Annotated in this window: 9 protein-coding genes; 5 read left to right on the top strand and 4 right to left on the bottom strand. The window is 61.3% G+C overall.

Annotated elements, in window-relative coordinates:
* Positions 1–106: 106 nt before the first annotated feature.
* From ACYP2Q_RS27385 to ACYP2Q_RS27400, 4 genes are all read left to right on the top strand, one after another.
* A complete protein-coding gene (locus ACYP2Q_RS27385) occupies positions 107–919 on the top strand; it encodes a cupin domain-containing protein (protein WP_459733333.1) in 813 nt (270 codons plus the stop codon).
* Positions 920–1,051: 132 nt separating this feature from the next.
* Entirely contained in the window at positions 1,052–3,862 is a 2,811-nt protein-coding gene (locus tag ACYP2Q_RS27390; RefSeq protein WP_459733334.1) for an amino acid adenylation domain-containing protein, read from the top strand.
* A 97-nt stretch (positions 3,863–3,959) separates the two neighbouring features.
* The gene (locus ACYP2Q_RS27395; protein WP_033044524.1) at positions 3,960–4,340 is read left to right on the top strand and encodes a RidA family protein; all 381 of its coding nucleotides are present in this window, start codon (positions 3,960–3,962) and stop codon (positions 4,338–4,340) included.
* A gap of 232 nt (positions 4,341–4,572) precedes the next feature.
* Positions 4,573–6,570: a peptidase U32 family protein gene (locus ACYP2Q_RS27400; protein ID WP_459733335.1), complete on the top strand. Its 1,998-nt coding sequence runs from the start codon at positions 4,573–4,575 to the stop codon at positions 6,568–6,570.
* A gap of 58 nt (positions 6,571–6,628) precedes the next feature.
* Here ACYP2Q_RS27400 and katG read toward each other — a convergent pair whose 3' ends face one another.
* The 4 genes from katG to ACYP2Q_RS27420 form a co-directional block, all read right to left on the bottom strand.
* A complete protein-coding gene (katG, locus tag ACYP2Q_RS27405) occupies positions 6,629–8,881 on the bottom strand; it encodes a catalase/peroxidase HPI (protein WP_459733336.1) in 2,253 nt (750 codons plus the stop codon).
* Between the two features lie 435 nt (positions 8,882–9,316).
* Entirely contained in the window at positions 9,317–9,823 is a 507-nt protein-coding gene (gene msrA / locus ACYP2Q_RS27410) for a peptide-methionine (S)-S-oxide reductase MsrA (RefSeq protein WP_459733337.1), read from the bottom strand.
* Positions 9,824–9,876: 53 nt separating this feature from the next.
* On the bottom strand, positions 9,877–10,380 hold the full coding sequence (locus tag ACYP2Q_RS27415; RefSeq protein WP_459733338.1) for a copper chaperone PCu(A)C: 504 nt from the start codon (positions 10,378–10,380) through the stop codon (positions 9,877–9,879).
* A complete protein-coding gene (locus ACYP2Q_RS27420; RefSeq protein WP_459733339.1) occupies positions 10,380–10,985 on the bottom strand; it encodes an SCO family protein in 606 nt (201 codons plus the stop codon). Before ACYP2Q_RS27420 ends, ACYP2Q_RS27415 begins: the two co-directional genes overlap by 1 nt.
* Positions 10,986–11,227: 242 nt before the next feature.
* Here ACYP2Q_RS27420 and ACYP2Q_RS27425 point away from each other — a divergent pair, with 242 nt between their 5' ends.
* Positions 11,228–11,428 carry a YbdD/YjiX family protein gene (locus ACYP2Q_RS27425; RefSeq protein WP_459733340.1) on the top strand — a complete coding sequence of 67 codons (201 nt, stop codon included), beginning with the start codon at positions 11,228–11,230 and terminating at the stop codon, positions 11,426–11,428.
* Positions 11,429–11,952 lie beyond the last annotated feature (524 nt).

Raw genomic sequence — 11,952 nt, forward strand, 5'->3', positions numbered from 1 at the left:
CAGGCGCTGGGTACGGAATGGATGCTAGAGAATCGGCTTGGCCTATTGGATGCAAATCGTCGACGATATGCGACAGATCGTCCAGAACTGCAGCCGGAGGCCCTTCATGGATCGCTTGTCCACATTGCTTGCGCATTTCGGCGTCAATGCCGGGACCTTTCACAGCGGTACGTTTTGCGGCACGACGGCGTTCGACGGCAGCCAGGCCTGCGGGCATTTGCATTTGCTCCAGGCGGGTGAATTGTCCTTAAGGCTCGCGGACGACCGTGAGCTGCACATCACCGAACCGACCCTGATCTTTTTTCCCCGACCCTATCGCCATCGCCTGTTTGCCGCGCAGGACAGCGATACGCAGCTGGTGTGCGCGTCCCTGGACTTCGATGGCGGCGCGGGCAATGCCCTGGCCACGGCGCTGCCGGATTACCTGGTGCTCAAACTGGAGGACATCCCGGCCCTGGCCAGCACGCTGCAATGGTTGTTCAACGAAGCCTTCGACGGCACCTGTGGCCGTGAGGCGGTGATGGACCGGCTGTTCGAACTGGTGGTGATCCTGTTGTTGCGCCACATCCTGAGCAGTCGCGATCAGCAGCCGGGCATGATGGCCGGCCTGGCCGATCCGCGCCTGGCGCGCCCCTTGAACCTCATGCACGAGGCGCCCGGCAAGGCCTGGAGCGTGGCCGAACTGGCGGTGGCGGCCAACATGTCCCGGGCCAGTTTCGCCGAGCACTTCAAACGGGTGGTCGGGCAGGCTCCCATGGATTATCTGGTGAGCTGGCGCATCAGCCTGGCGCAGAAACGCCTGGGTGAAGGCAAGCCCATTGCCCTGATCGCCGAAGAGGTTGGTTATGAAAGCCCTTCGGCGCTGGCCCGGGCATTTCGTCGCAAGACCGGAGTCAGCCCAAGGCAATGGCGAGGCTGACGGCTGCAGCGCCTATTGGCCGGCGCACTGGCGGGCCACGGCAGCTGTGCTAGCTTCTTGGGGGGGAATCTGCGGTTTGCGAGCGTCCCGTTGTGTCTACCTCGTACAGGCCCTGGGGAGTCAATCAATAATATGCAGGATGCGCGCCCAAACCCGACGCTGGACCTGGAGTATTGTGTCGAACGGCCGATATTCATGGACTTCCTGCAGCACGCCGCACGCACGCCCGATGCCGTGGCGGTGGTGTCTCAGGACGCTACGTGCAGCTACGGCGAACTTGCAGCGATCAGCCAGCGCCTGGCGGGCTTTCTGCTTGAGCAGGGCGCGAGGCCATCCGACCGGGTGGTGATCGTCTCCGGTCGCTGTGCGGGGCTGGTCTACGCCATGCTCGGTGCCTCGCGCGCCGGCTTGACGTTCACCGTTGCCGACATGGCCTATCCCCGTGCGCGCATCGAGCAGATCGTCCAGGTGCTCGAGCCGAGCTTTATCCTGGTCTGCGGCGAGGCCGCGTTCGAGCTCGATCCCCGGCGCTCGTCCGGGGTACGCGTGGTCAACATCCCGGAAATACCCGGCGACGTGCTGAAGGCTTTCGCCGTCGAGCCAAGGGGCTTGCCCCAGGTCAGCCCTGGAAACCCGGCCTATATCACCTTCACCTCGGGCAGTACCGGCGAGCCTAAGGGGATTGTCACCCATCACTCGCCCCTGGTGCATTTCATCGAATGGCACAGCCAGCGTCATTCGTTGACCAAGGACAGTTGCTTTTCCCTGCTGTCAGGGCTGGGCCACGACCCGGTCTACAGGGATGTGTTCACGCCGCTGTCCATTGGAGCAAAGGTTGTTATCCCGGCCCAGTCGACTGTGATCGATCCAGCTGCATTGGCCAAATGGATACACCAGCACGGGATCTCCGTCATTCACCTCACGCCGCCCCTGGGCAAACTCATTGAGACTGGGGCGAAAATCAGTGGCTTGCAGTTCGATGGGCTGCGCTACCTGTTCTGGGGCGGGGATGCCTTGAGCAACACCCTGTACCAGCAAATCTGCGCCATTGCCCCCAACGCCATCAGCGTCAACTTCTACGGCACCACCGAAACGCCCCAGGCGATGGCTTACCATCAGGTCGATCCCGCGCGCGACAATTCGAGGATCCCGCTGGGCAAAGGCATCGAGGGCGCGCAACTGCTGCTGGTCAATGAGGCCAATCAGTTGGTCGGCGAAGGCGAAGTCGGAGAAATCCTGATACGCAGCCCGTATCTGTCCCTGGGTTATTACGGTGACGCGACGCTGACTAAAGAAAAGTTTGTGGTCAATCCCTTTACCCGGGCCGAGGGTGATATCTGCTATCGAACCGGCGACCTGGGCACTTATCTGGCCGATGGCAGTGTCATGTTCCGGGGGCGCGGCGATAGCCAGGTGAAGATTCGCGGCCATCGCATCGAACTCGCTGAAATCGAAGGCGCGATCTCAAGACACCCGCGGATCAAACAATGCGTGGTGCTGGCCGACAACGACCGTTCGAACGTGAAACTGCTGGCCTGCTGCGTTGCAGCCAAGCCTGTTGCAGCGGTTGAACTGCGTGAGCATGTGGGGGAGGAACTGCCCGACTACATGGTGCCGGCATTGTTCGTGTTCGTGGAGTCCATTCCACTGACGCCCAACGGCAAGATCGACAAGCGGGCGTTGCAGGCGCTGGTCGATAGCCAGGCGGCCCCCGTCAATGCCAGCCAGGACCTGTCTCCGCTTGCGCTCAAGTTGACCCAGGCATGGGCCGAAATTCTCGAAGTGCCGCGCATCGATCCGCAACTGACGTTTGTGGAGCTGGGCGGGGATTCACTCTCGTTCGTCCAGGCGTCCATGGTGCTGGAAGAGCTGATCGGCCATCTGCCCGATCAATGGGAAATGATCCCGGTCGTTCAATTGTGTGAGCTGGCCAGCGACACCAAGGCCTCGAGGTTTTCGATCCGGGCAATGGAAGTGCCGGTGTTCATGCGCGTGGTTTCCATCGTCTTGATTGTCATTGGCCATTTTCAACTTTTTTCAGCCTGGCCGATTTTTGGCGAAACCATGATCCTGTTCCTGATTTCCGGGGTCAGCCTGGCAAGGTTTCAATTCAAGGCCATCAATGAATACGGGAGCGTGCGCACGCTGGTGAAGTCCGTTGCCAGTATCGCGGTGCCTACGATCCTGTACACGGCGTTGGTGCAAATGCTGTTCGACAAGGTGCATTGGCAATCACTGCTGCTGATTTCCAATTGGTTTTCGGCGGATACCGTCGGCAACTTCGCCTATTGGTACATAGAACTGCTGGTGCAGATGCTGGTGATCATCGGGTTCGCACTGTCGTTCGAGCGCGTCAGGAACGTCATCAGTGCAGACCCGTTTCGTTGTTTTGTCATTGCTTCATGCGCGTTGGCGGTGGTCGATGTGCTGATCAGTACCTATGTGTTCGATGCCACCGCGCTGCTCAATCGGGTGCCCCAGCATTACCTGGCGATCATGGTGCTCGGCATGGCCATTCACAGTGCCGGTTCAACCCGCCAGAAGTTGATCGTCAGCGCCGTGACCGTCCTGGTAGTGGGTTGGCAGGACATGGTGGCCATGTTGGGGTATGGACCGTTCGCCGCCGAGATCTGGAACCATATCGATATCGCCGTGCCTGCCGCGCTCCTGGTGATCTGGGTCCGGTCCATTCCCGTACCCGGTTTGATGGCCCGTGGCGTGGCATTGATTGCGTCCTCGACGCTGTATATCTACTTGACGCATTTCCAGTTTCAGTCGGTGGCCCGGCGCCTCGGCGACTATCCGGTACTCGCGGTGATCCTTGCGATCGTCGGTGGCGTGGCGGTGGGTTATGCCTGGAACAAGGTCGTGCGCTGGGTGTTGATGCGCGGCAACGGCGACGGCAAGAAGCGTGGCGCGGATAAAATCGAGCGGGTGGCGTGACGGTTCCGTAAACTGGCGGCGTAACAGGCGTTGCTGCACGAAGGCTGCGGCTGACCTGCGCGCGCCGCCGCCTTACCACCTCAAGCAAGAGACCCCCATGGCAAATCAAGACCTGACCTTCGTTCCCGATCCCGATGCGGACTCCATTTCCTCCGACGTCGCCGGTTTCGCCGGCATGCTGGTCTCCACCCAGATTCCGACCCGTGCCGATGGCAGCCTTGAACTGGGCGATATCACCCTGCAAAGCGAATGCACCCTGCAAGCGCTGAAAGTGGCGCTGGAGCGCGCCGGCAGTTCCATGGACCGGGTGCTGCACCTGACCATCTACCTCACCGACATGGCCGACCGCGCCGCGTTCAATGAGGTCTACAAGCGCTTCTTCGCCAAACCGTGGCCAGTGCGCGCTGCGGTGGGCGTGGCGTCGCTGGCGGTCGAAGGCATGCGCGTGGAAGTGACTGCGATGGCCGCCAAGGCCTGATCGTAATCCCACACGCGAACCTGTAGGAGCTGGCTTGCCAGCGAAGAGGCCCGAAAGAGCAGCGCAATACTCAAGGCCGCCTTCGCTGGCAAGCCAGCTCCTACAAGGGGTTTTGGTACGCGCAGCTGCATCTTCGCACCCGCAAGCCGCCACCTGGCAGTACATGGGTGCCCCTCAGGCATTTCACCGCTACAATGCGCGCCTCGACCGTGACAGCCTGACTAAAAATATTATGTCCCTGCCCAAACATCACCTGGAATTGCTCAGCCCCGCCCGTGACGTGGCGATCGCCCGCGAGGCCATCCTGCATGGCGCCGATGCCATCTACCTCGGCGGCCCGAGCTTCGGCGCGCGTCATAACGCCTGCAACGAAGTGAGCGATATCGCCGCCCTGGTGGAGTTCGCCCATCGCTACCACGCCCGGGTGTTCACCACGATCAATACCATCCTGCACGACAACGAACTGGAACCGGCACGCAAGCTGATTCATGAGTTGTACGATGCGGGCGTCGATGCGCTGATCGTCCAGGACCTTGGTGTGATGGAACTGGACATCCCGCCGATCGAGCTGCACGCCAGCACCCAGACCGACATCCGCACCCTGGAGCGGGCGAAGTTCCTCGACCAGGCTGGTTTCTCGCAACTGGTACTGGCCCGCGAGCTGAACCTGCAGGAAATCCGCGCCATCGCCGACGAAACCGACGCGGCGATCGAGTTCTTCATCCACGGCGCGCTCTGCGTGGCGTTCTCCGGCCAGTGCAACATTTCCCACGCGCACACCGGTCGCAGCGCCAACCGTGGCGACTGCTCCCAGGCCTGCCGCCTGCCATACACCCTCAAGGACGAAAAGGGCGGGGTGATCGCCTACGAGAAGCACCTGCTGTCGATGAAGGACAACAACCAGAGCGCCAACATCCGCGCCCTGGTGGAAGCTGGCGTGCGCTCGTTCAAGATCGAAGGGCGCTACAAGGACATGGGCTATGTGAAGAACATCACCGCCTACTACCGCCAGCGCCTGGACGCCGTGCTCGAAGACCGTCCGGACCTGGCCCGCGCATCCAGCGGCCGCACCGCGCATTTCTTCCTGCCCGATCCGGACAAGACCTTCCACCGTGGCAGCACCGACTACTTCGTCAGCGAACGCAAGATCGACATCGGCGCCTTCGACTCGCCGACCTTCACCGGCCTGCCGGTGGGCGTGGTGGAAAAAGTCGGCAAGCGCGACCTGCTGGTGGTCACCCACGAGCCACTGTCCAACGGTGACGGCCTCAACGTGCTGGTCAAGCGTGAAGTGGTGGGCTGGCGGACCAACATCGCCGAGCCTAAAGGCGAGTTTGAAGAGGACGGCGAAAAACGCTATCGCTACCGCGTCGAGCCCAACGAGATGCCCAAGGGCTTGCACCAATTGCGCCCGAATCACCCGCTGAGTCGCAACCTGGATCACAACTGGGCCCAGGCGCTGCAAAAGACCTCCGCCGAGCGCCGGATCGGTCTTTCCTGGGTGGCGCGCCTGCGTGAAGAACGCCTGGAACTGATTGCCACCAGCGAAGAGGGCATCAGCGCCAGTGTCGGCCTGGACGGGCCGTTTGGCGTGGCCAATAAACCAGAACAGGCCCTGGAGCAATTGCACGATCTGCTGGGCCAACTGGGTACCACCGAGTACCACGCCACCAACATCAAGCTGGACGCCCCGCAGGCGTTCTTCATTCCCAACTCGCAACTCAAGGCCTTGCGCCGCGAAGTGATCGAGGCGTTGACCGTGGCGCGCATCGCGGCCCACCCACGGGGCGGCCGCAAAGCCGAGACCACACCGCCGCCGGTGTACCCGGAGTCGCACCTGTCGTTCCTGGCCAACGTCTACAACCAGAAGGCCCGCGACTTCTATCACCGTCACGGGGTCAAGCTGATCGATGCGGCCTACGAGGCCCATGAGGAGACGGGTGAAGTGCCGGTGATGATCACCAAGCACTGCCTGCGGTTTTCCTTCAACCTGTGCCCCAAGCAGGCCAAGGGCGTGACGGGCGTGCGCACCAAGGTCGCGCCGATGCAGTTGATCCACGGCGACGAAGTGCTGACGTTGAAGTTCGACTGCAAGCCTTGCGAGATGCACGTGATCGGCAAGATGAAAGGGCACATCCTCGATCTGCCGCAACCGGGCAGCGTGCAGCAGGTCGTCGGGCACATCAGCCCCGAGGACCTGCTAAAGACCATCCATCGCGCGCCCCACTGAGTGATCGGCGAGCGCGCAGTCCAGGCTGCGCGCTCGCCATTTCACCCCGCAGTTCAGCTCACTTCAGGTCGAAGCGGTCAAGGTTCATCACCTTGGTCCAGGCCGCCACGAAGTCCTTGATGAACTTCTCCTCGCCATTACTGGCATAGAACTCCGACAGCGCGCGCAACTGCGAGTTGGAGCCGAAGACCAGGTCGACTCGCGTGCCCGACCACTTTTTCTGGCCGGTCTTGCGGTCGCTCGCTTCAAACTCTTCCTGGGCATCCGACACCGGCTTCCACTCCACGCCCATGTCCAGCAGGTTGGTGAAGAAGTCGGTGGTCAGCGCCTCCGGCCGCGTGGTGAACACGCCGTGGGAAGTTTGTCCGGCGTTGGTCTTGAGCACACGCAGGCCGCCAATCAGCACGGTCATTTCCGGCGCGGTCAGGGTCAGCAACTGCGCCTTGTCGATCAACAGCGACTCCGCCGATACCGTGTATTTGCCCTTGAGGTAATTGCGGAAGCCATCGGCGATCGGTTCGAGAAAACCGAACGACTCGACATCGGTCTGTTCTTGGGAAGCGTCCATGCGCCCCGGCGTGAACGGCACCGTGATCGTGTGCCCGGCATTTTTCGCGGCCTGTTCGATGCCCGCATTACCGGCGAGGACGATCAGGTCGGCCAGGGAGATTTTCTTGCCGCCGGCGTTGAATTCCTGCTGGATACCTTCCAGTTTCGCCAGCACGCTGGCCAGTTGGTCGGGCTGGTTGGCCTGCCAGAACTTCTGTGGGGCCAGGCGCAAACGCCCACCGTTGGCACCGCCGCGCTTGTCCGAACCGCGGAAGGTGGACGCCGCCGCCCACGCCGTCGAGACCAGTTGCGAGACCGACAGGCCCGAGGCCAGCAGCTTGCTTTTCAGGGCCGCGACGTCGCTGTCGTTGACCAGCGGATGATCGACGGCAGGTATCGGGTCTTGCCACAACAGTTCTTCATTGGGCATTTCCGGGCCGAGGTAGCGCGAGAGTGGCCCCATGTCGCGGTGGATCAGCTTGTACCAGGCGCGGGCGAACGCGTCGGCCAGTTGATCGGGGTTCTCCAGGAAACGCCGGGAAATCGGCTCGTAGATCGGGTCGAAGCGCAGCGCCAGGTCCGTGGTCAGCATGGTCGGATTGCGCCGTTTGGACGGATCGTGCGCGTCCGGAATGATCCCGGCGCCGGCACCGTTTTTCGGCGTCCACTGGTGGGCGCCCGCCGGGCTCTTGGTCAGCTCCCATTCGAAGCCGAACACGTTCTCCAGGAAGTTGTTGCTCCACTTCGTGGGCGTGGTGGTCCAGGTCACTTCCAGGCCGCTGGTGATGGTGTCCGGGCCTTTGCCGATGCCAAACTTGTTCTTCCAGCCCAGGCCCTGTTCTTCCAGGCCAGCGGCTTCGGGCTCGGCGCCGACGTTGTCGGCCGGTCCTGCGCCATGGGTCTTGCCGAATGCGTGACCGCCGGCAATCAGCGCCACGGTTTCCTCGTCGTTCATGGCCATCCGGCCGAAGGTTTCACGGATGTCCTTGCCGGCGGCCACCGGGTCCGGGTTGCCTTCCGGGCCTTCCGGGTTCACATAGATCAGGCCCATTTGCACGGCCGCCAGAGGGTTTTCCAGGTTGCGGCCTTGCTCGGTACGGCTCTCCTCATTTTCCCCAGGTTCGGCGACGAGCGGGCCTTCGCCGGGTTCCTGCATGGGTTTTTGCGCTTTGTCGTAACGAACGTCGCCACCCAGCCATTTGTTTTCCGAGCCCCAGTAGACATCCTCGTCCGGTTCCCAGACATCAGGCCGGCCACCGGAAAAACCGAAGGTCTTGAAGCCCATGGATTCCAGCGCGACGTTACCGGTCAGGACGATCAGGTCGGCCCAGGAAATGCTGTTGCCGTATTTTTGCTTGATCGGCCACAGCAGGCGGCGGGCCTTGTCCAGGCTGACGTTGTCCGGCCAACTGTTGAGCGGTGCAAAGCGCTGCTGGCCAGAGCCGGCGCCGCCGCGGCCATCGCCGGTCCGGTAGGTGCCGGCGGAGTGCCAGGCCATGCGGATGAACAGCGGTCCATAGTGACCGAAGTCTGCCGGCCACCAGTCTTGCGAATCGGTCATCAGGGCGGTCAGGTCACGCTTGAGCGCGGCAAAATCCAGGGACTTGAACGCCTCGGCATACTTGAAGCCCTCGTCCGTGGGGGTGGTCAGGGACGAGTGCTGGTGCAGGATCTTCAGATTAAGCTGGTTCGGCCACCAATCGCGGTTCGTGGTGCCACCACCAGCGGCGTGATTGAACGGGCATTTCGTTTCAGTTCCCATCTGTGAGCTACCTTTGGTCGTGTTCATTCAGCCATCGTCCCGGTTGAGGTCTGATAGCGGTGAGTGAAATCAATGACTCAGGCTGTTGGCCCAGCAAGTCGATCAACTGATCATCGTGGCCAAATGGGCATCGCGGCACTGGCAAGCGAGTTGCCAACGCGATGACCCAGGCATGCCTAGTCGGTTTCTGACTCCTGCTTTATCTTCTTATCAGGTCTAGGCCGGCCAGACCGCACCGGCGCTAGATAAGGCTAGACCGCCCTTGGGCAGACGGCTAATAGCTGGAGTATTTGTAGCCGATAGGCGGAATCTTTCAAGGCGCCTATGGGGCCTGATTCACCAGGTGTCGATTCGGCGCCCAGGCGCCGTGTCCAAACGGCCACTGGCATGGCGCGCAGCGCGGCTATCTGACTTGATTCAAGCCGGCTCCTGCCGTTACTTACGTCTGGGCAACGTCCAGTTCGGTCGTACGAAGTGGCAGGTGTAACCGTTGGGGTAGTGTTCGAGGTAATCCTGATGCTCAGGCTCCGCCTCCCAGAAGGGGCCGGCGGGTTCTATTTCCGTCACCACCTTGCCTGGCCATAGGCCAGAGGCGTCAGCGTCGGCCACGGTATCCTCGGCCACGCGCTTTTGCTCTTCATCGAGATGGAAGATCGCCGAGCGATAGCTCATGCCGATATCGTTACCCTGACGATTGAGGGTGCTCGGGTCGTGGATCTGGAAGAAAAATTCGAGGATCTGGCGATAGCTGATCTGCTCCGGGTCGAAGACGATTTCGATCGCTTCGGCGTGGGAGCCATGGTTGCGATAGGTTGCATTGGGTACATCACCGCCGGTGTAGCCCACCCGCGTGGAGATCACGCCCGGGTAGCGCCGCAGCAGGTCCTGCATGCCCCAGAAGCAGCCGCCGGCGAGGATGGCGGTTTCGGTGTTCGTCGTCATCAGTACGCAGCTCCCATCAAAGCGCGGCCTCCGTCAGGGAGGCCGCCAGACTCTCAATGCATCTTGCTGTGATCCATGTTGCCATGATCCATCGTACTAGGGTTCATCGTGCCCAGCGCACGCGCCGGGGCCTGGACCTTGATCGTCTCTTTCTCGCCCTTGGCGTTTTCCACGGTCAGGGTCAGGGGCACGCTGTCGCCTTCCTTGATCTGGCCCGTCAGGTCCATGAGCATGATGTGGTAGCCATGGGGATCGAAGCTCACCGCCTTGCCGGCCGGCAACGCCACGGACTCGACCTGCTGCATGCTCATCACATCGTCTTTCATGCTCGACTGGTGAATCTGCACCAACTTCGCCACGGGCGACTGCACGCTGAGCAGCTTGCTGTCAGTGTCGGCCTGCAAAGTCATGAAAGCGCCGCTCGAAGGCTGGCCGGCCACTGTCGCCCGGACCCAGGCGTTGTTGACCTGGGTTTGCGCTGACACCTGCCACGCCATGCCGATCAGGGCCATTCCCAGTACAAGCTGTTTGAAACGTGGTGCGCAAAACAAAGTCATCAGCAGACCTCCATGACGGTGAGCAGGTCTTCTGCGCACTCTTGAGCGGTAAGGGACGCGGACAGGCCGAGGCGCAAATTGCCACGGGAGTCGAACACGAAGCTGGTCGCGGTATGGGACAGGGTGTAGGTGTCGCCGCTTGGGACTTTCTCGAAGAATACGCCGAACTCCTTGGCGGTGGCGGCGGTTTCTTCCAGGGTGCCGGACAGCGCTTCGAAACTCGGGTCGAAGGCTTTCACGTACTTGTCGAGCAATTGGGGTGTATCGCGCTCGGGGTCCAGGGTAATGAAGATCACTTGCAGGCGCTCGCCGTCGCGGCCCATCAGTTTCTTCGCCTGGGCGGCGCGGGCCAGCGTGGTCGGGCAGACGGCCGGGCATTGGGTGAAACCGAAGAAAATCATCGGCATCAGGCCCTGGTAGCTGCCGAGCATGCGGGTTTCGCCTTCGGCGTCCTTGAGCTTGAAGGAACGCCCCATGATCTTGTCGCTCAGGTCCTTGCCGTATTTGAACGACAGCTTGCTGCTGTCATCGCAGCCGGCGAGCAGGCCGAGGCTCAGCAGGCTCATGCCTTGCAGGACCGTGCGGCGGGAATACAACGTACTCATGGAAAAAAGCATCCTGTGTAGCGACTGGAAATCTACAGTGGCTGATCTCTCAGACGAGAAAAAGCGCGTGGATGTTAACAAACTGTTGCCCGTTGGCGCTCAATCGATGGCCAGCCGGTCATGCGCCAAAAGGTCGCGGTCGGTGGAATACATGAATATGCAAACGCGCCGGAAGTCGACACATTGCAGATACAAACTTGCGATTAGATGGCGCTTTCCAACGAGTTGAAGCGAGCATCGTCATGATTCGTAAACTGCAGCAAGTCGCCGGTTTCCTTGGCCAGGGCGCGCGTTTGATGGTGGGTGTTCCCGATTACGACAATTACCTCACGCAAATGGCGATCAAGCATCCGGGCGAGCCGGTGATGAGCCATGAGGCGTTTTTCCGCGAGCGTCAGGAAGCGCGTTTCGGTCGTGGGAAATGTAATACGCGGTGTTGCTGACGCTTCAAACTCTCCCACTAATGTACCCGATCAAACTGTAGGAGCTGGCTTGCCAGCGATGACGACCTGGCAGCCAATCCGTCTCTCGCGGCCGTACCCGATCTACTGTGGGAGTCGGCCTGCCGGCGATGGCGCCCGAAAGACCAGCGCATTATTGAAGGGCGGAACACCCATCAAGGCGGATCAATCTGATCCAGCACCGATTCGCCGTGATCTCCGCCAGCATCACACTGTTTGAAATCCCGGCAGCGCAATCGACCGTTGCATGCACTTTTAAAGCGCCGTGCCTGGCAACGTGCACCAGTGCGAAGCGGTTTGCCGAGTTTTTCCACGGCAAGCTGCGACAGTCGCCCGCCCCGCTCAATCCGCCAGAAACACGCCTGACTCGCGGTCATCACGCCAGTTCTCACGACCGTGGAAGTATCAATAAGCAATCTGGCACAAACACTGCATCAACCCCCTCAAGCCCCTCTGAAAAAGACGGGCAGCCCTCTCGGTCAACGACGATCGACTGGCCGCACAGG

The sequence above is a fragment of the Pseudomonas sp. MHK4 genome (genome assembly GCF_054600775.1).